Below are 21,444 nucleotides of genomic sequence, written 5' to 3' on the forward strand. Positions count from 1 at the left end.
CTTCCGGGCAGGCGCTGCGTCACCTCGTGCCGTCACTCTAACGGGCACGATCGACGGCGTCGGCCGCCTGCTTGCGGTCCGTGGGGATCTGCCCAAAACATCCCCTACCCCGGGGTATTTCTGTCTGGCAAGCTCGGGCCATGACTCCCCGTTCCGCAGACCGGGCCCGTTACGACAAGGCCACCGCCCACCTCGACGCACCCGTCGCGATCGTCGATCTCGAGGCCTTCGACGCCAACGCCGGCGATCTGGTGCGCAGGGCCGGAGGAAAGCCCGTGCGCGTCGCCAGCAAGTCGGTGCGCTGCCGGGCGTTGCTCGAACGGGTGCTGGCCATGGACGGGTTCGCCGGGATCATGTCGTTCACGCTGGACGAATCGATCTGGCTGGCGCGGGCCGGCTTCGACGACGTGCTGCTCGCCTATCCCTCCGCGGACCGGGCCGGTTTCGCCGAGCTCGCCGCTGATCCCAAGCTCGCCGCCGCCGTGACGGTGATGGTCGACGACCCCGAGCAGCTGGAGCTCATCGACGCCTCGCGCGCCGGTGGCACGGAGGAGATCCGGCTCTGCCTCGAACTGGACACGGCGCTCCACCTGTTGGGCGGCAGGGTGAGGGTCGGCGCGCGGCGTTCGCCGCTGCGTGAGCCCGCCCGGCTCGCTGAGATGGCGAGGTCGATCGCGCGCCGCGCGGGTTTCCGCCTGGTGGGGCTGATGGCATACGAGGGCCATGTCGCCGGTGTGGGCGACGCGGTCGCCGGTTCGCCGGTGCGTTCGCGTGCCGTGCGGCTGATGCAGCGGGCGGCCCGTAGGGAGTTGGCGGCCCGCCGGGCGGCCGTGGTGCGGGCGGTGCGGGCGGTGGAGCCCGGTCTGGAGTTCGTCAACGGCGGCGGCACCGGCAGTGTGCAGCACACGGCGGCCGAGGACGCGGTCACGGAGATCGCGGCCGGTTCCGGCCTGTACGCGCCGCGCCTGTTCGACAACTACACGTCGTTCACTGCCCGGCCCGCCGCGCTGTTCGCGCAGCCGGTGGTGCGCCGGCCCGGTGTGGGAGCAGTCACGGTGCTCGGCGGCGGCTATCCCGCCTCCGGTGCCGCGGGCCGGGACCGGCTGCCCGTGCCGTGGCTGCCCGAGGGGCTGCGCTACGACCCCCAGGAGGGGGCGGGCGAGGTCCAGACGCCGCTGCTGGGTCCGCCCGCCGACGATCTGCTGATCGGCGACAAGGTGTGGTTCCGGCATGCCAAGGCCGGTGAGCTGTGCGAGCGTTTCGACACTCTGCACCTCGTCGAGGGCGACCGTGTGACGGGCACCGCGCCGACGTACCGGGGCGAGGGCCGCACCTTCCTCTGAGGCCGGTGCGCGGCCCTGCCGCGGCGGTGGACCGTCAGCCGGGGCCGATGCTGCTGCCGACGCCGCCGCCCGTGGTCTCGCCGACGGGGCGGATGCTCGCGGCCACTTCGTCCATCACGTCGAGTCCGGGTGCGGACGGGGCCGCGTCGAAGGCGAAGCGGACGACCATCAGCGCCCCGGTGCCGGCGGGTGAGGGGAAGGCGATCGTCTGCACGTAGCCGCCGGGACCGGCGCCGGTGACAACCTGCCAGCGCACCAGATAGCCGGCCTTCCCCGCGACGGCGAAGTTCTGCGACTTGAGGACCTTGTGGGACTCGATGCCGCCGTGGGGACGGTTGCCGAGGGTGTCCTCGCCGTACACCTTTTCCGCGTACCGGGAGATGTCCTCCTTGGCCACGGCCTCCGCCGTGGCGGCGGCCGTGTTCGCGGCGAGGGAGGAGACCCGGCCGTGGCGGCAGAGGGAGGACCCTCCTCCGGGGCAGTCGTAGGTCTCGTCCGTGTAGATCGTGGCGCCCTCCTCGAGGGAGCTGGTGGCCCGCACCCAGCCGTCCGGGATGGCGAGGGTGATGCCGTTGAGCTGGTCCTCGAGCACCGTGGCGTCCTCGGTCGCGGGGGGCGACGCGGTGGCGCTGTTCTTCGGGTCGGCCGTCACCGGGGCGGGCGTCGGGCTGCTGGTCGGTGCGGTCTTCGGGGTGGACCCGCCGTCGTCGCCGAGGAGTACGGCCCCGGTCGCGACCGCCGCGACGAGCACGACCCCGGCGGCGGCGAGCGCCATGAGCCGCTTGTTGCCGCTGCCGTCCGGGCCGGGGCCGGCGGGCCGGATCGGGACGGTGTGCGGCTGCGGGGGTCCGAACGTCCCGCCCGTTCCCTGCGGCGGATGTCCCGGCACGCCGCCCGCGGCCTGGGCCGCGCGGGAGTGCGCGGTCCAGGCCGTGCCGTCCCACCAGCGTTCGGTGTGCGGCGCGTTGGGGTCCGGGTACCAGCCGGGAGGGGTCGTCATGCTCATCCCGCCACCTTATGGGCGGCGGGGGGCCCGGCTACAGAGGGGTCACGTACGCCCCGGAGATCCCGCCGTCGACCAGGAAGTCCGTGGCGTTGACGAACGACGAGTCGTCGCTGGCGAGGAAGGCGACGGCGGCGGCGATCTCGTCGGCCTCCGCGAAACGGCCGGCCGGGATGTGCACCAGGCGCCGTGCGGCCCGCTCCGGGTCCTTGGCGAACAGCTCCTGGAGCAGTGGGGTGTTGACCGGCCCCGGGCACAGGGCGTTGACCCGAATGCCCTCGCGGGCGAACTGCACGCCCAGTTCCCGTGACATGGCGAGCACGCCGCCCTTGGATGCGGTGTAGGAGATCTGGGAGGTGGCGGCCCCCATGATCGCCACGAAGGAAGCGGTGTTGATGATCGAGCCCCTGCCCTGTCGCTGCATGTAGGGGATGGCCGCCTTGCAGCACAGGTAGACGGAGGTGAGGTTGACATCCTGGACACGCCGCCACGCGTCGATGCCGGTGGTGAGGATCGAGTCGTCGTCGGGGGGCGAGATGCCGGCGTTGTTGAAGGCGATGTCGACGCTGCCGTAGGTGTCGTACGCGGCCTTGAACAGCGCCTCGACCTGTTCGGCGTCGGTGACGTCGACGCGTACGAAGGTGCCGCCGACCTCGTCCGCCGCGGCCTTGCCCGCGGTTTCGTCGATGTCGCCGCAGACGACCTTGGCGCCCTCGGAGGCGAGCCGGCGCGCGGCCGCGAGGCCGATGCCGCTGCCGGCGCCGGTGATCACTGCGGTGCGGCCTTCGAGGCGGCGGCAGAGCGGGGTCTCGGTCATGGTGTCTCAGGCCTCCGTGCTGATGAAGACGTTCTTGGTCTCGGTGAAAGCGGTGAGCGCGTCGGGGCCGAGTTCACGGCCGAGCCCGGACTGCTTGTAGCCGCCGAACGGGGTCCAGTAGCGGACGCTGGAGTGGGAGTTGACGGAGAGGTTGCCGGCGCGGACGGCGCGGGAGACGCGCAGGGCGCGGGCCACGTCGCGGGTCCAGAGGGAGCCGGAGAGGCCGTATTCGGTGGCGTTGGCGAGCCGTACGGCGTCCTCCTCGTCCTCGAAGGGGATCACGGCGGCGACCGGTCCGAAGATCTCTTCGCAGGCGGCGGGCGCGTCCGGGGCGATGTCGGTGAGGACCGTCGGCGGGAACCAGAAGCCCGGTCCGTCGGGGGCGGTGCCCCGGATCGCCTTGGCGCCGTCGGGGACGTAGCCGCGTACCCGTTCCAGCTGGGTGCGCGAGATCAGCGGGCCCATCTGAGTCTTCTCGTCGGACGGATCGCCGACGACGACCGATTCGATCGCGGGGGCGAGCAGTTCCAGGAAGCGGTCGTACACCGATGCCTGCACGAGGATCCGGGTGCGGGCGCAACAGTCCTGTCCGCTGTTGTCGAGGAAGGACATGGGGGTGGCGGCCGCGGCGGCGTCCAGGTCGGCGTCGGCGAAGACGATGTTGGGGCTCTTGCCGCCGAGTTCGAGGGTCACCCGCTTCACGCGGTCCGCGCACTTGGCCATGATGCTCTTGCCGACCCTGGTGGAGCCGGTGAAGACGATCTTCGCGACGCCGGGGTGCTCGACGAGCGCGTCGCCGGTCACGTCACCGGCGCCGGGCAGCACCTGGAAGAGGTGCTCGGGCAGGCCGGCCAGCAGGGCGAGTTCGGCGAGGCGCAGGGCGGTCAGGGGGGTGGTCTCGGCCGGCTTGAGCAGGACGGCGTTGCCCGCGGCGAGTGCGGGGGCCGTGCCCCAGGCGGCGATCGGCATGGGGAAGTTCCACGGCGCGATCACGCCGACGACGCCGAGCGGTTCGAGGATGGTGAAGTTCATGCCGCCGGGGACGGGGATCTGCCGGCCGTTCAGGCGCTCCACTCCCCCGGCGGCGTAGTCGAGCAGGTCCCGGACGTTGCCCGCTTCCCACCGGGCGTTGCCGATGGTGTGGCCCGCCTGGAGGACCTCGAGCCGGGCCAGTTCCTCGAGGTGGTCGTCGACGACGGCGGCGAAGCGGCGCAGCAGCCGGGCCCGGTCGGCGGGCGCGGCGGCCGCCCACTGCTCCTGGGCCCTCGCCGCGCGGGCGACGGCGGCGTCGACCTCCGCGACGGTCGTCGCGGGAACGGTCCGCACGACGTGTCCGGTGGCCGGGTCGAGTACGTCGTGGTGCGTGTCAGCCAAGGGGTGCCTCACATGCGTTCGAAGGAGCGGCGGAGCTCCCAGTCGGTCACCGCGGAGTCGAAGGCCTCGAGTTCGACGCGCGCCATGTTCCGGTAGTGGGCGACGACGGCGTCACCGAAGGCGGCCTTGGCGACGGGGCTGTTCTCCCAGAGCTCGGCGGCGTCGCGCAGGGTGGTGGGGACGTGTTCGTAGTCGCCGGAGTAGGCGTTGCCCGTGCACGCGTCGGGGAGTTCCAGCCGCTGCTCGATGCCGTGCAGGCCGGCGGCGACAAGACCGGCGACGGCGAGATACGGGTTGACGTCCCCGCCGGGCAGCCTGTTCTCGAAGCGTGTCGAGGGACCGTGGCCGACGACGCGGAGGGCGCAGGTGCGGTTGTCGTGCCCCCAGGCGACGGCGGTCGGGGCGAAGGAGCCGGGGCGGAAGCGCTTGTAGGAGTTGACGGTCGGCGCGTACAGCAGGGAGAAGTCGCGCAGTGCGGCGAGCTGGCCGGCGAGGAAGTGCCGCATGAGCGGCGACATGCCGTCGGGGCCGTCCCCGGCCATGACGCCCCGGCCGTCGGTGTCCCGCAGGGACAGATGGATGTGGCAGGAGTTGCCCTCGCGCTCGTTGTACTTCGCCATGAAGGTGAGGGAGACGCCTTCCTGGGCGGCGATCTCCTTCGCGCCGGTCTTGTAGACGGCGTGCTGGTCGCAGGTGACGAGGGCCTCGTCGTACTTGAAGACGATCTCGTGCTGGCCCGGGTTGCACTCGCCCTTGGCCGACTCGACGGTGAGCCCGGCGCCGGTCATCTCGTTGCGGATGCGGCGCAGCAGGGGCTCGATGCGGCCGGTGCCGAGGACCGAGTAGTCGATGTTGTACTGGTTGGCCGGGGTGAGGCCGTGGTAGCCGCTGTCCCAGGCCTGTTCATAGGTGTCCTTGAAGACGATGAACTCGAGCTCCGTGCCGACGTGGGCGGTGAGTCCGTGCTCGGCGAGGCGCTCGAGCTGGGCCCGGAGGATCTGGCGGGGGGCGGCGACGACGGGTCGGCCCTCGTCCCACGCCAGGTCGGCGATGACGAGTGCGGTGCCCTCGTGCCAGGGGATCCTGCGCAGCGTGGTGAGATCCGGGTGCATGGCGAAGTCGCCGTAGCCGCGTTCCCAGGACGACATCTCGTATCCGTCGACCGTGTTCATGTCGGTGTCGACGGCGAGGAGGTAGTTGCAGCCCTCGGTGCCGTGCTCGACGACCTCGTCGAGGAAGAAGGGGGCGGCGAACCGTTTGCCCTGCAGTCGTCCCTGCATGTCGGGGAAGGCCAGGACGACAGTGTCGATCTCGCCGCTCGCGACGAGTGCTCGCAGCTCGTCGAGGGCGAGCGGGGGTTTGCGGTCTGCCACGGGACGGTGCCTCCTTGGGTCAGCCGGGAGCCATAAGGTATTACTGAAGACCATTGCTTGGGAAGGGGAAACGCGAGGTGGCGAAGACAGGTGGGGCCGCGGCCACGCCGACGGACCGGCTGACACCGGTGCTGCGCCCCGTGCGGGCGGGCAACGGCTTCGAGGAGGCACTCGAGCAGATCCTTCAGCTGCTGCGCCTCGGACTGGTGCCGGGCGGGGAGCGGCTGCCGGCCGAACGGGAACTGGCGGAGCGCATGGGCATCAGCCGGGTCACCCTGCGCGAGGTGCTCAAGGTGCTCACCGACCAGGGGCTGGTGGAGAGCCGCCGCGGCCGCTACGGCGGAACGTTCGTGCTGCACCGCCCCGACAGCCACGGCGAGGAGGAACTGCGCCGCCGGGTCGCGGGCGTGGACGTGGAGGACACCCTGCGTTTCCGCGAGGTGCTGGAGGTGGGGGCGGCCGGTCTGTGCGCGGCCCACGGCCTCACCGACGACGGCGCGCTGCGGCTGCGCAGGGCCTTGACGGCGACGCACGACGCGCCGCTCACCGAATACCGCAGGCAGGACACGCTGCTCCACCTGACCCTGGCCGAGCTGTCCGGTTCGGCCTCGCTCACCGCGCAGTACGCGGCGGTCCGGGCCACCCTGAACGACCTGCTGGACTGCATCCCGCTGCTCGTGAGGAACCTGGAGCACTCGCAGCACCAGCACACGGCACTGGTCGAGGCCGTGCTCGACGGCGACCCGGACGGGGCGCGCGAGGTGATGCGCGAGCACTGCGAGGGGACGGCGGCGCTGCTGCGGGGCTTCCTGGCGTGAGCGCCGGGCCGGGGGGCGAAGGGGCGGGAAGCCGGACGGGCGGCACGGTCGGGCGCACGACCACGCGCGAGGAGGCGGCGGGCGGATCCGTAACGCCGGGTTTACGCACAGGGCTTGCGCTGCCGCCGGAGTGCCGCAAAGGTGTCCGCACAAACCTTTGACCTGAGCCAGGAGCGACCATGGCTGAAGGCACCACATCGCGCCCCCCGTCCGCCGCCCCACCCGGATCCGACCCGGAGTCGGACGCCTATCTGAACCGGCGCACCCTGCGCAGAGGCAGCGCCGGATGGCTGCTGCTGACCGGACTCGGCGTCGCGTATGTCGTCTCCGGTGACTTCTCCGGCTGGAACATCGGACTCTCGAAGGGCGGTTTCGGCGGCCTCGCCGTCGCCACCCTCCTGATGGGCGCGATGTACGCCTGTCTCGTGTTCGCCCTCGCGGAACTCTCCGCGATCCTGCCCACCGCGGGCGGCGGCTACGGCTTCGCCCGGCGCGCGCTCGGGACCTGGGGCGGTTTCCTCACCGGCACCGCGATCCTCATCGAGTACATCCTTGCCCCCGCCGCGATCTCCATCTTCATCGGCGACTACGTCGAATCGCTGGGCCTGTTCGGACTGGAGTCGGGCTGGCCGGTCTACCTGGCCTGCTTCGCGATCTTCATCGGAATCCACCTCTGGGGCGTCGGCGAGGCCCTGCGCTTCAGCCTCGTCGTGACCGCCATCGCCGTCGCGGCGCTGCTGATCTTCGCGGTGGGAGCGTTCACCGAGTTCAGCGCCGGCGGACTCGACGACATCCCCGTCGACACAAAGGCGTTCGGCGCGAGCTCCTGGCTGCCGTTCGGCCTGCTCGGCATCTGGGCCGCCTTCCCGTTCGGCATGTGGTTCTTCCTCGGCGTGGAGGGCGTGCCGCTGGCGGCGGAGGAGGCGAAGGACCCCGTGCGGTCCATGCCCAGGGCGCTGGCGATCTCCATGGGCATCCTGGTGCTGCTCGCGCTGCTGACCTTCTTCGCGGCGAGCGGCGCCCGCGGCTCGGCCGCCATCCAGGAGGCCGGCAACCCGCTGGTGGTCGCCCTCCAGGGCGACGGCGACCCGACCGCGCTGAGCCGTTTCGTCAACTACGCGGGCCTCGCCGGACTCGTGGCCTCGTTCTTCTCGCTGATCTACGCGGGCTCCCGGCAGCTCTTCGCCCTCTCCCGGGCCGGCTACCTGCCCCGCTTCCTGTCACTGACCAGCCGCCGCAAGTCCCCCTACCTCGGCCTGCTGATCCCCGGCGCGATCGGCTTCGCCCTGGCGGCGGGCACCGGCAACGGCGCGCGGATGCTGAACATCGCCGTCTTCGGCGCGACGATCAGCTACGCGCTGATGGCGCTCTCGCACATCGTGCTGCGCCGCCGGGAACCGGAACTGCCGCGCCCGTACCGGACACCGGGCGGCGTCGTCACCTCCTCCGTCGCCTTCGTGCTCGCGCTGTCCGCGCTGGTCGCGACCTTCCTGGTGGACAAGGACGCCGCGTTCATGGCACTCGGTGTGTACGCCGTGGCGCTCGCCTACTTCGCCTTCTACAGCCGCCACCATCTGGTGGCACGGGCCCCGGAGGAGGAGTTCGCGGCGCTGGCGGCCGCGGAGGCCGAACTGGAACGGAAGTGACAACCTGATGCATGTGTCCAAGCCACTGATCGGCATCAGCACCTACTGGGAGACGTCCGCCCGGTGGGGCGTCTGGGAACTGCCGGCCGCGCTGCTGCCCACCGGCTACCCGCGTCTCGTGCAGTCGGCGGGCGGCATCGCCGCGATGCTCCCGCCGGACGACCCGGCGTTCGCCGAGGCCGCGGTGGCCCGTGTCGACGGACTGGTCATCGCCGGCGGCCCAGATGTCGACCCCGAGCGCTACGGCGCACCGCGCGATCCCCGCACCGGCCCTCCGGCGCCCGAACGCGACGCGTGGGAACTGGCGCTGATCCGCGCGGCGCTGGCGTCCGGCACACCGCTGCTGGGCATCTGCCGCGGCATGCAGCTGCTGAACGTCGCGCTCGGCGGGACTCTGGTGCAGCACCTGGAGGGGCACGTGACGTCGGTCGGGGTCTTCGGTGAGCACCCCGTGAAGCCGGTGCCGGGAACGCTGTACGGCTCGATCGCCCCCGAGGCGACGCTCGTCCCGACCTACCACCACCAGTCGGTGGACCGCCTCGGCGAGGGCCTCGTGCCGAGTGCGTACGCGGAGGACGACGGCACGGTGGAGGCGATCGAACCGGCGGAGGGCGGCGGCTGGGTGCTGGGGGTGCAGTGGCATCCGGAGATGGGGTCGGACACCCGGGTGATGACGGCGCTGGTGACGGCGGCGCGGTGACGCCTGGCAACTCCAGCCCCGCCGGCGATTGAGGCGCGGGGGTCCGGGGGCAGGGCCCCCGAATACACCGCGCGCAGCGCGGTGACGGGTCCGGGCGGAGCCCCCACGCGGCGGAGCCGCACATCGATACAGCGGGAAGGGGCGGGTAGGGGAACACGCCCCGCGCAGCGGCCCCGCCGCCGTCAGCCCCGTGTCAGCCCCAGCAACTCCCGCGCCGGCCCCACCGGCCGCTGCGCATGCGGCCACACCGCACGCAGGTCGCGTTCGAGCGCCACCCCCTCCACCGGCACCCGCGTCAGGCGGCGCGAGGACAGTTCCTCCGTCACCGCCAGCTCGCTGAGGACCGCCGGGCCCGCCCCGCTGACGGCCGCGGCCTTCACCGCGGTCGTGGAGGCCAGTTCCATCAGCGGTGCCGAGAGACCGCCGTGGCGGGAGAGCGCCGAGTCGAGCACCTGCCGTGTGCCGGAGCCCCGTTCGCGCAGGACGAGCGGTGTTCTGGCCAGTTCCTCGGGGGTCAGCGGGGCCCTGCGCCGCCGGGCCCACGCGTGCCCGGGCGCCACGACCACGAACAGCCGGTCGTGGCCGATGACCGTGCCGTCGAGGCCCTCCGGTACGGCGAGGCCCTCGACGAAGCCGAGGTCGGCCTCCCCGGAGAGCAGCCGTGCCGCGACGGCCGAGGAGTTCCCCGCGATCAGCGAGACCGCCGTGTCCGGGCGCTGTGCGCGCAGCGCGATGAGCCAGCCGGGCAGCAGATACTCGGCGATTGTCATGCTCGCGGCGACCCGCAGCCGGGAGTCCCGGCGACCCCGCAGCGCCTGGGCGCCGGCGTCGAACGCCTCCGCCGCCTCCACGATCCGCCGGGCCCAGTCGGTGACGAGGGCTCCCGCCTCGGTCAGCCGGGAGCCGCGCGGGGAGCGCTCGACGAGGGCGACGCCCAGCTGGCGTTCCATGGAGCGGATGCGGCTGCTCGCCGCGGGCTGGGTGATGCCGACATCGCGGGCCGCGCGTCCGAGGCTTCCGTGGCGGGCGACGGCGAGCAGCAGTTCCAGCGCCCCCAGGTCGGGCACCCGGTGCGCCAGCGGCACACGTTGCTCTTCGCTCATAAGACCAGCTTATGAGGCGATAGGAAGAAGGTCCCTGGTGGGGGCGGCGGGCGTCGGCGAACGTGGCGTCATGGTCACCGCCGTACAGTCCCTCCCCCGCCCGCCGGAACCGGTCCGGATCACCGTCGCGCCCCGGCCCCCGGCCCTGCGGCATCTCGGTCCCAACTGGTACGCGGCTGTCATGGGAACGGCTGTCGTCGCGAGCGCCGGTGCCGCGCTGCCCTTGGACGTCCCGGGACTGCGGACGGTGCTCACCGGCGTCTGGGCGCTGTCGGCGGTGCTGCTCGCCGCGGTCGTGGCGGCGCGTACGGGGCACTGGATCCGCCACCGGGACCAGGCGCGTGCCCATCTCATGGATCCCGCCGTGGCCCCGTTCTACGGCTGTCTGTCGATGGCGCTGCTCGCCGTCGGCACGGGCACGCTCACGGTCGGCGGGGACGTGCTGGGTGAAGGACCCGCTGTGGCCGCCGCGTTCGTGCTGTTCGGGGCGGGGACGCTCGTCGGGCTCGTGGGCGCCGTCGCGGTGCCGTATCTGATGGTCGCGCGGCACAGGGTCGAGGCCGGCAGCGCCTCGCCCGTGTGGCTGCTGCCCGTCGTCGCGCCGATGGTGTCCGCGGCGTCGGGTCCGCTCCTGGTGCCGTACCTGCCGCCGGGCCAGTGGCAGGAGGCCGCGCTGCTCGCCTGCTACGCGATGTTCGGGCTGAGTCTGCTGGCGACGCTGCTGATCCTGCCGATGGTCTTCGCCCGGCTCGTTCACCACGGCCCGCTGCCGCTCGCGGCGACCCCGGCACTGTTTCTGGTGCTCGGTCCGCTCGGCCAGTCGACCACCGCCGTGAACAAGCTGGCCGGCGCCGCTCCCGGGGTGCTCGACGCGCCGTACGCGACGGGCATGGGTGTGTTCGCCGTCGTGTACGGCGTGCCCGTCATGGGCTTCGCTCTGCTGTGGCTGGCCCTCGCGGCGGCGATGGTGGTGCGGGCGGCCCGGCGCGGTATGCCGTTCACGCTGGGCTGGTGGGCCTTCACGTTCCCGGTGGGCACGTGTGTGACCGGCGCGCAGAGCCTCGCGGACCGTACGGGCCTGGTGGCGTACCAGTGGTCCGCGACGGCGCTCTACGGGTGCCTGGTGGTGGCCTGGGCGGTCGCCGGGACACTCACCCTGCGCGGTCTGCTGCGCGGCGAGCTGCTGCGAGCGCCGCGCTGAGCTCCGCGGGCGCACGGCGGAGGGAGGGCCCGTACCAGGTCAGGTACCGCCCGTCGACGAGCGCGGCGGGCAGGCCGGGAAAGGCCTCCGGGCCGTCGTCGGCGGTGAAGCGGTACGGCTCGTCGGGCAGTACGACGGCCTGCGCGCCGCTTGCCGTCAGCTCCTGGAGCGGGATGCGCGGGTAGCGCTCGGGGTGCTGTGCGTACACGTTCACGACGCCGAGCCTGGCGAGCAGGTCCCCGGCGAAGGTGTCGCGGCCGAGCACCATCCACGGACGGCGCCAGACCGGCACGACGGCGCGCAGTTCCGGCAGCGGTTCCACCGCCGCCCATGCCCGGCGCGCCTCGTCCAGCCAGCGCGGCCGGTCGAGGGAGCAGCCGGTGACCAGGACCCGTTCGAGCTCCGAGAAGGCCTGGTCGAGGTCGCGTACCTCGGTCACCAGCACGTCGACGCCCGCCTCGCGCAGGGCGGCCAGGTCGGGTTCCCGGTTCTCCTCCTCGTTGGCGATCACGAGATCGGGCCGCAGCCGCAGCACCGCGGGCACATCCGGGTTCTTGGTGCCGCCGACGCGGGCCGCGTCGAGGCCGGGCGGATGGGTGCACCAGTCGGTGACTCCCACGAGGAGCCCGGGCGCGGTGGCCGCGACGGCCTCGGTCAGCGAGGGCACCAGGGAGACGACGCGCACCGGTCCGCCTCAGCGACGCGGGTCGGTGGTCGTGGCGATGTGGTCGGAGACGGAGACGACGAGGATGCGGGTGTCCGGTGTGGTGGCGCGCCAGCGGTGGCGGACACCGCCGGAGAGGAACAGCCCGTCGCCGGGGCCGAGCCGGTAGGCCCGGCCCTCGGCCTCGACCTCCACCGCCCCGTCCGCGACGTACAGCAGCTCGTCGTTGCGGTGCTCGAACTCCCGGCCCGTCTCTTTCTCGCCGCTGAATTCCAGGGCGTGGAGCTGGTGCTGCCCACGCACCAGCGCCCGGACGCCGTCGGACGGCCCCGAGGTCCTGGCGTCGTCGCCGGCGCGTACGACGTCCACCGTGCGGGCGGCGTCGGAGGCCGCGAGCAGCCGTTCCGCCGAGGTGTCGAGGGCGTCGGAGACCCGCTGGAGCGAGCGCATGCTCGGGTGGGCCCGCTCGTTCTCGATCTGGCTGAGGAAGGGCACGGAGAGGCCGCTGCGGGCGGCGACGGCGGCCAGCGTGAGACCGAGGGCCCGCCGTCGTTTGCGCACGGCAGCACCCACCCGGAGAGGTTCTTCCCTCTCCTTCATGTCCTTCGCGTCCTTCGCGTCCATGGGCCGGGCTCCCCTCCCCTGGGTCCTGTCTCACCATACGCACCATCCGTCCACCCGTACTCGACAAGCGCACGAGCAAAGGGCCGGGAGCGGGCCGGAACCGGGTGAAACAGGTACCGGAAAGGGGTGGGTCCCGCCGGTTCGGCGGGACCCACCCCTTCGGTGGAGCGTCCGGGCGGAAGTGGCCGGACGGCTACTGCGGTGCGATCTCGTCCGCGATGCCCGGATTCTTCTCCATCCAGGCCTTCACGGCTTCCTCCTCGTGCCCCGTGCCCTGCTTCTGGATCTCGTTCTCCAGGCCGGCGAGCTGCTTCTCGCTGAGCTTGAAGTCCTTGAACCACTTCGTGAGCTGCGGGTACTGCTTCGGGAAGTCCTTGGAGGCGACGGTGTGGATCTCGTCGCCCTCGCCGAAGGACTTCTTCGGGTCCGCGAGCTTGGTGAGGTCGTACTCGCTGTAGGCCCAGTGCGGGGTCCACAGCATGACCGCGATCGGCTCCTTCTTGGCGTACGCCCGCTTCAGCTCGGCGAGCATGCCCGGGGTGGAGCTGTCGACGACCTCGAACTCGTCCGCCAGGCCGTAGTCCGGCAGGACCTTGTTCTTGAGGATGCTCATGGTCTCGGTGCCCGGCTCGATGCCGACGATCCGGCCCTCGAAGTCGCCGCCGCGCCCCTTGAGGTCGTCGAGGGAGTCGACGCCGTCGACGTACGAGGGGACGGCGATTTCCAGCGAGGTCGGCCCGTACCAGGAGCCGAGGTCGGTGAGTTCGTCGCCGTACTTGTCCCAGTACTTCTTCTGCGTGGTCGGCAGCCAGCCGTCGAACTGCACGTCGATCTGGCCGCGGGACAGAGCCGTGTACATCGGGCCGACCTCGAACTGCTTGAGGTTCATCGTGTAGCCGCGCTCCTCGAGGACCGCCTTCCACAGGTACGTGGCGGCGATGTCCTCCTCCCACGGGAACCAGGCGACGTTCAGGGCGCGGTCACGCTCGTCCTTGCCGCCCTTCGCGGCCTTGCCGGTCTTGCCGGCGGGGGCCCACGTGTCGGCCAGACCCGGGTTGTCCCCGAGCCAGGCGCGGACGGCTTCCTGCTCCTTGCCCTTGCCCGTCTCCTGGATCTTCGCCTCGAGACCGGTGAGCTGCTCCTCGGTCATCTTGAAGTCCTTGAGCCACTTGCCGACCTCGGGGTACTCGGCGGAGAAGCCCTTGCGCGCGAGGGTGTGCACGCCGTCGCCCTTGCCCCAGGAGCCCTTCGGGTCCTTCAGCTTCTTCAGGTCGTAGGTGCTGTACGCCCAGTGCGGCGACCACAGGGTGGTGACGATGGGCTCCTTCTTGTCGTAGGCGCGCTTCAGCTCGGCCAGCATGCCGGGGGTGGAGCCGTCGACGACCTTGTACTCGCCCTCGAGGCCGTAGTCCTTCAGGACCTTGTCCTTGAGGATGCCCATCATCCCGGCGCTCGGCTCGATGCCGACGATGCGGCCCTTGAACTCCGACGACCGGCCCTTGAGGTCCTCGAGCGAGTCGACGCCCTTCATGTACGAGGGCACGGACAGCTCCAGGGAGGTGGGGCCGTACCAGGAGCCCATGTCCTCGAGCTTGTCGCCGTACTTGTCCATGTAGGAGGCGTGCGTGACCGGCAGCCAGGCATCGGTCTGGAAGTCGATCTGGCCGCCGGCGAGACCGGTGTAGAGCGAACCGGCCTCCAGCTGCTTGGTGTCCACCTCGAAGCCGTGCTGCTCCAGCAGCTCCTTCCAGAGGAAGGTGGAGGCGATGCCCTCGTCCCACGGGATGTAGCCGATGGAGACCTTCTTGCCGTCGCCGATCTTCGATGCGCCGGCGGCGGTGTCCGTCTTGACCCCGCCGAACATGCCCATACCGCCGGCGACCAGGGCGAGGACGACAATGCCGACGACCGCGACGGCGGGCTGCGGGCGGTGGTCCCAGATCTTCAGCCCGCCGGCCATGGCGCGTGCCTTGGCGAGCGCGCGGCGGCCCAGCGGCGAGACCTGGCTGCCCAGCGCACCGGTCATCCGGTCGAGGTACATGGCCAGGATGACGATGGACACGCCGGCCTCGAAGCCCAGGCCGATGTCGACGTTGCCGATGGCCCGGTAGACGGCGCCACCGAGGCCGCCGCCGCCGACCATGCCCGCGATGACGACCATGGACAGGCCCAGCATGATGACCTGGTTGATGCCGGCCATGATCGTCGGCAGGGCGAGCGGGAGCTGCACCCGGAGCAGGGTGTTGCGCGGGGTGGTGCCGAAGGCCTCGGCGGCCTCGACGAGTTCCTCGTCGACCTGACGGATGCCGAGCTCGGTCATCCGCACGCCGGGCGGCAGGGCGAAGATGATCGTGGCGATGATGCCGGGGACCACGCCGACGCCGAAGAAGATGATGCCGGGGATCAGGTAGACCATCGCGGGCATGGTCTGCATGAAGTCGAGCACCGGCCGGACGATCGTGCTGACCGTCTTCGACCGCGAGGCCCAGATGCCGAGCGGGACGGCGATCACCAGCGTCACGAGGGTGGCGACGAGCACCAGCGACAGGGTCGACATGGCGTCTTCCCACAGTTCGATGGAGTCGATCAGCGCGAAGCCCGCGAAGGCGAGGACACCGGCGAGGAGGCCGCGCAGCCACCAGGCGACGACCGCGAGGATGCCGGCGAAGAGCAGCGGCGCGGGCGCCGAGAGCGCCGCGTCGATGCCGTCGTACATCCCGGTGACGAGCGAGCTGATCGCGTCGAACAGCCAGGACAGATGGCGCTGGAGCCAGTCGACACCGCTGTCGACCCAGTCGCCGAGGTGGATCCTAGGCACTGGCCACCGCCTTGCCCGCCGGGGCGGCGGACTTCGCGAGGTCGGGCGCGGGCTGCGCCGGCACGGCCGGCGGCGCGGTGGGTGTCATCGGCTCGCCGAGGACGGCGAGGAGACGGGCCCTCGGCACGACGCCGATGAGCTCGCCCTCGTCGTCGGTGACGGCGACGGCCGTACCGCTGGTCGAGCAGGGCGTGAACAGCTCGATGATCGGCGTGCCGGCGGTGACCGTGGCGGGCGCGGCGGCCAGCACGTCCTTGGCGTTGCGCATGACCTTGCCGCTGTCCGTCTTCGTGCCGTACGCCGTCTCCGGGTCGGCCATGATCGCGCCCGCGGTGAGCACACGGGAGCGGTCGACGTCCTGGGTGAAGGAGGCGACGTAGTCGTTGGCTGGGGTGACGAGGATGTCCTCGGCGGTGCCGAGCTGGACGATCCTGCCGTCGCGCATCACCGCGATCGAGTCGCCGAGCCGCATGGCCTCGTTGAGGTCGTGGGTGATGAAGACGATGGTCTTCTTCAGACGCTTCTGGAGCTCGAGGAGCTGGTCCTGCATGTCGCGGCGGATCAGCGGGTCGAGGGCGCTGAAGGACTCGTCCATCAGCAGCAGGTCGGCGTCGGTGGCGAGCGCGCGGGCGAGGCCGACGCGCTGCTGCATGCCGCCGGAGAGCTCGTCGGGCCAGGAGTTCTCCCAGCCGCCGAGGCCGGCCAGCTCGAGGGCCTCCGCGGCGCGCCTGTCGCGTTCGGCGCGGGGGACGCCCTGCACCTCGAGGCCGTATCCGGCGTTCTCGAGGACGCTGCGGTGCGGGAAGAGGGCGAAGTGCTGGAACACCATGCTGATCCTGGTGGAGCGCACGGTACGCAGGTCGCGGGGGCTCAGGGCCGTCAGGTCCTCGCCGTCGAAGAGGACGCGTCCGGCGGTCGGCTCCAGGAGCCCGTTGAGCATGCGGAGCAGGGTGGACTTTCCGGACCCGGACAGCCCCATGACGACGAATATCTGGCCCGGCTCGACGGTGAAGGAGGCGTCGATGACCGCTGCGGTCGTTCCGTCGGCGCGCAGCTCGTCGCGGTCTGCGCCGCCTTCGAGCCTGGTCACCGCTTCATCGGGTCGTCTGCCGAACACCTTGTACAAGTGCTCGGCCTGCAGCCTGGACACATACACCTCACGGGTCGAACGGGAACGGCCCGCCACCCCCGCGCGCAGGCCGTGGAGCGTGGCGGGGTCTGCCCGCTTGCCCGGTGCAATTGTTGAAAGAACAACCGGGTTCGCTCCGGCTCCGCGCCTCCCCCGGCGTTCAGAAGTCAAACGGAAGTGTGACCCAGTTCACTTTTCCGTCACCTCCCGGTGCACCGGATCGGGCTGCGGGCCCCCTGTCGGTGGGGTGCGGCATCATCGTCCCTGTGACCCGACGCCTGATGCTCCTCGACACCGCTTCCCTCTACTTCCGGGCCTACCACGGAGTCCCCGACTCGGTCCGGGCCCCCGACGGCACACCGGTCAACGCGGTGCGCGGGCTCATCGACTTCATCGCACGGCTGGTCCAGGACCACCGCCCGGACGATCTGGTCGCCTGCTGGGACAACGACTGGCGGCCCCAGTGGCGCGTCGACCTCATCTCCTCGTACAAGGCGCACAGGGTCGCGGCCGAGCACGACCAGGGCCCCGACGAGGAAGTGGTCCCCGACACGCTCACCCCCCAGGTCCCGGTGATCGAAGCCGTTCTGGCCGCGGTCGGCATCGCCCGTGTCGGCGCCGACGGCTACGAGGCGGACGACATCATCGGCACGCTCACCGCGCGGGCCACCGGCCCGGTCGACATCGTCACCGGCGACCGCGACCTGTTCCAGCTGGTCGACGACGCGCGCGAACGCCGGGTGCTGTATCCGCTCAAGGGCGTCGGCACGCTCCAGACGACGGACGAGGCCTGGCTGCGCGAGCGGTACGGCGTCGACGGGCCCGGCTACGTGGACCTGGCGCTGCTCAGGGGCGACCCGAGCGACGGACTGCCCGGCGTGCCGGGCATCGGCGAGAAGACCGCGGCCAAGCTCCTCGACACGTACGGCGACCTGGACGGGATCATGGCGGCCGTGGGCGACCGCGGCTCCAAGCTCACCCCGACGCAGCGCCGGCGGCTGGACGAGGCCAGGGCCTACGTCACCGTGGCCCCGAAGGTCGTCAAGGTCGCCACCGACGTGACGCTGCCCGAGTTCGACGCCGCACTGCCGAGCGCGCCCCGCGACCCGGTGGCCCTCGACCGGCTGACGGAGCAGTGGGGACTGGGCGGCGCGGTCGTGCGACTGCTGAACGCCCTGAAGCGCTGAGTCACCGGACGAGGTGTTAACTTAGGTAAGCCTAAGCACCGATCGTCCAGGGGAGTAACGCCGTGGCAGACCGAGCGGAACGTCCGGCCCGCACGTCACCGAAGGTCCATGAGGCGCAGGTGGTGCGCACGGAACAGATCACCCCACACATGGTGCGGGTGGTGCTCGGGGGCGAAGGGCTGGCCGCGTTCGAGCTCGGCGGCTGGACCGACCACTACGTGAAGCTGATCTTCCCTGCCGACGGCGTCACGTACCCGGAGCCGTTCGATCTCGACCGGATCCGCGCGGAATTCCCTCGCGACCAGTGGCCCGCCAACCGTACGTACACGGTGCGCGCCTGGGACGCCGCCCACCGCGAGCTGACGATCGACTTCGTCATCCACGGCGACGAGGGCCTGGCCGGCCCGTGGGCCGCCCGCGCCCGCGCCGGCGACACGATGCGCCTCCTCGGCCCCGGCGGCGGTTACGCCCCCGCCCCGGACGCGGACTGGCACCTGCTGGCAGGCGACGAGAGCGCACTGCCGGCGATCGCGGCGTCGCTGGAGCAGATGCCCGCCGGCGCCGTCGTCCACGCCTTCGTCGAGGTCGACGGCCCCGCGGACGAACAGAAGACCGCCACCCCGGACGGCGTCGGCATCACCTGGCTCCACCGCGGCGACCGCCCGGTCGGCGAGGCACTCGTCGAGGCGGTGACGGCACTGGACTTCCCGGAGGGCAAGGTCTGCGCGTTCGTCCACGGCGAGGCAGCCTGCGTGAAGGAACTGCGCCGGCTGCTGCGGGTCGAGCGGGGCGTGCCGAAGGAGCAGCTGTCGATCTCGGGTTACTGGCGCCTGGGCCAGACGGACGAGGCGTGGCGCGCGGTCAAGCGCGAGTGGAACGAGCAGGTGGAACGCGAACAGGAACGGGGCGCCTGAGGCTCGGGCGGGGCGGACTGCGTCCGCGGGGCGCGGTCGGGAGCGTGACCCGGCGCGGGCGGGTGGCCGCTTGCGCGGGAGCGTGACCCGGCGCGGGCGGCGTGGCCGCTGCGCGGGGCATTTCCCCACCCCGCCCCTTCCCGAAACCGGGGCAAGCCCGGGCCCCGTACCGCCCTGCGGGCGGCGCACCGCGCTTCGCGCGGTGCCCTGAAACTCCCCCTACGGCCTGGCGGCCGGAGGTGCCCCCAGGCTAGCTGGACTTCACTGCGCGGCACCCAGCCCTGCCGGCGGCCCCCGGCCGCACCGGGCAGCTTCAGCATCGCCGGCGATTGAGGCGCAGGGGTACGGGGGCAGAGCCCCCGAACACCGCGCGGAGCGGTGACGGGTCCGGGCGGAGCCCCCACGCGGCGGAGCCGCACATCGATACAGCGGGAAGGGGCCGGCAGGGGACAAGCCCGCCGCAGGCGGCACGCGGCCGTCACCCCTCCCCGTACGCCCGCGACGACCCGTCCGTCTGCGCCAGCCGCCGCAACGCCGCCAGCATCGCGTCACCGATCACCGTGCCGACCACCACCCCCTCCACCAGGTCGTCCAGACCGATGTGCCGCCCCACATGGGCGAGGTCCGCGCGGGCCACCGTCTCCGCCGCGGAGGCGTAGTCGTCGAGCACTTCGGCGAACGCGCCGTGCCCCACCCGTTCCAGCGCCGCCAGCGCCTCGGTCAGCGCCTCCGCCGCGGGGTGGGCCGCGTCCACGCGCCAGCCGCGGCGCGCGATCAGTTCGCGGACCTTCTCCCGGGCGGCCGGTGACTCGTCGCCGTTCGCGTACCTCGGCACGAGTCCGTCCGTGGCCGCGCCGAGCACCTTGTGGACGGACCTGTCCGGGTCGTCGACGGCCCCGAGCACGTCCCTGATCAAGGCGACGGAGAGCCCGCCCACCTCCAGCAACGCACGGATCAGCCGGAGCCTGCGTTCGTGCGCGTCGGAGTAGCTTGCCTGGTTCGGGCTGGTCAACTCCCCTGCCGACAGCAGCCCTTCGCGTACGTAGTACTTGATCGTCGGTACCGGCACCCCGGTCCTGCGGCTCAACTCACCGATGCGCACTGCGCGTTCACCCTTCGCCTCTTGCCATCCTCGGCCCCCATCATAGATAGTTCCACTACCTGATAGCGGTAAGCGCCACTATCCATAATTTCTCCGGGGGTACACCCATGTCTTCTTCCGCGTCCTCACCACCCTGGCTCTCCTGGCACCGGCCGCTCATGGTCTTCGCCGCCTCGATGGCCGTGCTGACCGTGATGACGGCCGTGGGCTTAGCGGTGGACGACCGGCTCGTCGCCGGATCACCGGTCTGGTTCAAGCCCTTCAAGTTCTCGGCCTCGTTCCTCGCCTACGCACTCTCACTCGCCTGGATGCTGTCGTTGCTGCGGCGCTTCCGGCGCGCCGGCTGGTGGGCAGGCACCGTCGTCGCCTTTGCCGGCGCGATCGAGATGGTGCTGATCACGGGTCAGGCGATGCGCGGCAGGCGCAGCCACTTCAACAACGAAACGCCCTTCGACAAGGCGCTGTTCGACACGATGGCCGTGACCGTCGTCGTGCTGTGGGCCGCGGCACTGGTCGTCGCCGTCCTGCTGTTCCGCACCGGACCCGCCGACCGGGCGTCCGCCTGGGCCGTCCGATTCGGCTCCGTGCTCTCGCTGGCCGGTGCCCTGATCGGGTTCCGGATGGCGCGGCCGACGCCCGAGCAGCGCGCAGAGGCGGAGACGGGGAACCCGGAGGTCGTCGGCGCGCACGGTGTCGGAGTGCCGGACGGCGGCCCTTCGATGCCGCTGACCGGCTGGGAGATGACGGGCGGGGACCTGAGGGTGCCTCACTTCGTCGGCCTGCACGCGCTCCAGGTTCTGCCCTTCGTCCTGCTCGCCCTGGTCGTACTCGCTCCGCGTTTCGCCCGGCTGCGTGACGAACGCGTCCGGTTGCGGCTGGTCCTCGTGGCATCGGGGACGTACACCGGGGTCTTCGCCCTGGTGACGTGGCAGGCGCTGCGGGGGCAGGCCCTGGTGCGCCCGGACGGGGTGACGCTCACGGCCGCGGCCGTCCTCCTGCTCGCCGCGGCCGCCGGCACCTGGGCGGCGCTGCGCCGGACCGCCCCACCCGACGGTCCGACGGCCGGGACGACCAGCAGGACCGGCAGGACCACCGGATCGGACACACACAAGGAGTTCGCGGCATGACCGGTTTCCTCTTCGAACTGTCCTTCTGGCTCGTCGCCCCCGTCTGGCTGCTGATGATTTTCGCGCCGCACCGACGGCTCACGGCCCGCGTCGCGGCCTCACCGCTGACCGTCGTCCCCGTGCTCCTCGTTCATCTCTCCATGGCGATCCCGGTGTTCCCCGAACTGTGGGCCGCGGTCAGCAGTCCCGACATCGACGTGTTCCGTGACCTCACCGCCCGTGCGAACGGCGCGGGCGCCGTCTGGGCGCAGGTCATCGCATGGGACCTGCTGCTCGGCCAGTGGATGTACCGCGAGGCACGGCGGCTGGGCATCCACCCCTTGGTGATGGGGCCGCTGCTGGTGCTCACGATCCTGCTCTCACCGATCGGTCTGCTGATCTTCCTCGCCGTGCGGGCCGCCCGCCCGGCGCACCGCAGCCCGGCCGACGGCGAGGCACTCGTGCGGTCGTGACACCATGCCGCGGACCGCACCGATCCGCCGGGCGTCCGGCTACGAATGC

At 71.7% G+C, this 21,444-nt stretch carries 19 protein-coding genes; 9 read left to right on the top strand and 10 right to left on the bottom strand.

Annotated features, from left to right (window positions below; translation table 11 throughout):
- The first annotated feature begins 140 nt into the window (after positions 1-140).
- Positions 141-1,343, top strand: a complete 1,203-nt coding sequence (locus ACTMTU_RS23005; protein ID WP_441265373.1) for an amino acid deaminase/aldolase — start codon at positions 141-143, stop codon at positions 1,341-1,343.
- A 34-nt stretch (positions 1,344-1,377) separates the two neighbouring features.
- Here ACTMTU_RS23005 and ACTMTU_RS23010 read toward each other — a convergent pair whose 3' ends face one another.
- The 4 genes from ACTMTU_RS23010 to ACTMTU_RS23025 are packed head-to-tail and all read right to left on the bottom strand — an operon-like array spanning position 1,378 to position 5,910.
- Entirely contained in the window at positions 1,378-2,343 is a 966-nt protein-coding gene (locus ACTMTU_RS23010) for a DUF2510 domain-containing protein (protein WP_441265374.1), read from the bottom strand.
- A 37-nt stretch (positions 2,344-2,380) separates the two neighbouring features.
- On the bottom strand, positions 2,381-3,163 hold the full coding sequence (locus tag ACTMTU_RS23015) for a 3-oxoacyl-ACP reductase (RefSeq protein WP_441265375.1): 783 nt from the start codon (positions 3,161-3,163) through the stop codon (positions 2,381-2,383).
- A gap of 6 nt (positions 3,164-3,169) precedes the next feature.
- Positions 3,170-4,537 (bottom strand): aldehyde dehydrogenase family protein, encoded by a 1,368-nt coding sequence (locus ACTMTU_RS23020; protein WP_441265376.1) that lies wholly within the window; start codon positions 4,535-4,537, stop codon positions 3,170-3,172.
- Positions 4,538-4,545: 8 nt separating this feature from the next.
- On the bottom strand, positions 4,546-5,910 hold the full coding sequence (locus ACTMTU_RS23025) for a glutamine synthetase family protein (protein WP_441265377.1): 1,365 nt from the start codon (positions 5,908-5,910) through the stop codon (positions 4,546-4,548).
- Between the two features lie 77 nt (positions 5,911-5,987).
- Here ACTMTU_RS23025 and ACTMTU_RS23030 point away from each other — a divergent pair, with 77 nt between their 5' ends.
- From ACTMTU_RS23030 to ACTMTU_RS23040, 3 genes are all read left to right on the top strand, one after another.
- On the top strand, positions 5,988-6,728 hold the full coding sequence (locus ACTMTU_RS23030; protein ID WP_441265378.1) for a FadR/GntR family transcriptional regulator: 741 nt from the start codon (positions 5,988-5,990) through the stop codon (positions 6,726-6,728).
- A 179-nt stretch (positions 6,729-6,907) separates the two neighbouring features.
- Positions 6,908-8,374, top strand: coding sequence for an ethanolamine permease (gene eat, locus ACTMTU_RS23035; protein WP_441265379.1), 1,467 nt, complete (start codon positions 6,908-6,910; stop codon positions 8,372-8,374).
- Positions 8,375-8,381: 7 nt separating this feature from the next.
- Positions 8,382-9,074, top strand: coding sequence for a gamma-glutamyl-gamma-aminobutyrate hydrolase family protein (locus ACTMTU_RS23040; RefSeq protein WP_441265380.1), 693 nt, complete (start codon positions 8,382-8,384; stop codon positions 9,072-9,074).
- A 182-nt stretch (positions 9,075-9,256) separates the two neighbouring features.
- Here ACTMTU_RS23040 and ACTMTU_RS23045 read toward each other — a convergent pair whose 3' ends face one another.
- Positions 9,257-10,177 (bottom strand): LysR family transcriptional regulator, encoded by a 921-nt coding sequence (locus ACTMTU_RS23045; RefSeq protein ID WP_441265381.1) that lies wholly within the window; start codon positions 10,175-10,177, stop codon positions 9,257-9,259.
- A 70-nt stretch (positions 10,178-10,247) separates the two neighbouring features.
- Between ACTMTU_RS23045 and ACTMTU_RS23050 the strand changes: the two genes are divergently transcribed.
- Entirely contained in the window at positions 10,248-11,378 is a 1,131-nt protein-coding gene (locus ACTMTU_RS23050) for a TDT family transporter (RefSeq protein ID WP_441265382.1), read from the top strand.
- On the opposite strand, the gene ACTMTU_RS23055 is transcribed toward ACTMTU_RS23050, so the two are convergent.
- From ACTMTU_RS23055 to ACTMTU_RS23070, 4 genes are all read right to left on the bottom strand, one after another.
- Positions 11,329-12,063: a helical backbone metal receptor gene (locus tag ACTMTU_RS23055; protein ID WP_441265383.1), complete on the bottom strand. Its 735-nt coding sequence runs from the start codon at positions 12,061-12,063 to the stop codon at positions 11,329-11,331. The genes ACTMTU_RS23050 and ACTMTU_RS23055 overlap by 50 nt on opposite strands.
- Positions 12,064-12,072: 9 nt before the next feature.
- A complete protein-coding gene (locus ACTMTU_RS23060) occupies positions 12,073-12,666 on the bottom strand; it encodes a helix-turn-helix domain-containing protein (protein ID WP_441265384.1) in 594 nt (197 codons plus the stop codon).
- Positions 12,667-12,859: 193 nt separating this feature from the next.
- On the bottom strand, positions 12,860-15,484 hold the full coding sequence (locus ACTMTU_RS23065; protein WP_441265385.1) for an ABC transporter permease/substrate binding protein: 2,625 nt from the start codon (positions 15,482-15,484) through the stop codon (positions 12,860-12,862).
- Positions 15,477-16,634, bottom strand: a complete 1,158-nt coding sequence (locus ACTMTU_RS23070; RefSeq protein WP_441265386.1) for a quaternary amine ABC transporter ATP-binding protein — start codon at positions 16,632-16,634, stop codon at positions 15,477-15,479. Before ACTMTU_RS23070 ends, ACTMTU_RS23065 begins: the two co-directional genes overlap by 8 nt.
- A 260-nt stretch (positions 16,635-16,894) precedes the next feature.
- Between ACTMTU_RS23070 and ACTMTU_RS23075 the strand changes: the two genes are divergently transcribed.
- Both ACTMTU_RS23075 and ACTMTU_RS23080 read left to right on the top strand, forming a co-directional pair.
- Entirely contained in the window at positions 16,895-17,800 is a 906-nt protein-coding gene (locus ACTMTU_RS23075) for a 5'-3' exonuclease (protein ID WP_441265423.1), read from the top strand.
- A gap of 62 nt (positions 17,801-17,862) precedes the next feature.
- Positions 17,863-18,714 carry a siderophore-interacting protein gene (locus ACTMTU_RS23080; protein WP_441265387.1) on the top strand — a complete coding sequence of 284 codons (852 nt, stop codon included), beginning with the start codon at positions 17,863-17,865 and terminating at the stop codon, positions 18,712-18,714.
- 478 nt (positions 18,715-19,192) lie between these two features.
- Here the strand turns inward: ACTMTU_RS23080 and ACTMTU_RS23085 are convergent, their stop codons facing one another.
- Positions 19,193-19,816, bottom strand: coding sequence for a MerR family transcriptional regulator (locus ACTMTU_RS23085; protein WP_441265388.1), 624 nt, complete (start codon positions 19,814-19,816; stop codon positions 19,193-19,195).
- Positions 19,817-19,923: 107 nt separating this feature from the next.
- Between ACTMTU_RS23085 and ACTMTU_RS23090 the strand changes: the two genes are divergently transcribed.
- Positions 19,924-20,943, top strand: a complete 1,020-nt coding sequence (locus ACTMTU_RS23090; RefSeq protein ID WP_441265389.1) for a hypothetical protein — start codon at positions 19,924-19,926, stop codon at positions 20,941-20,943.
- Entirely contained in the window at positions 20,940-21,395 is a 456-nt protein-coding gene (locus ACTMTU_RS23095) for an ABA4-like family protein (RefSeq protein WP_441265390.1), read from the top strand. Before ACTMTU_RS23090 ends, ACTMTU_RS23095 begins: the two co-directional genes overlap by 4 nt.
- The last annotated feature ends 49 nt before the right edge of the window (positions 21,396-21,444 follow it).

Origin of the sequence: Streptomyces sp. OZ13, from assembly GCF_052068155.1 — a bacterium.
Classification (GTDB): Bacteria; Actinomycetota; Actinomycetes; order Streptomycetales; family Streptomycetaceae; genus Streptomyces.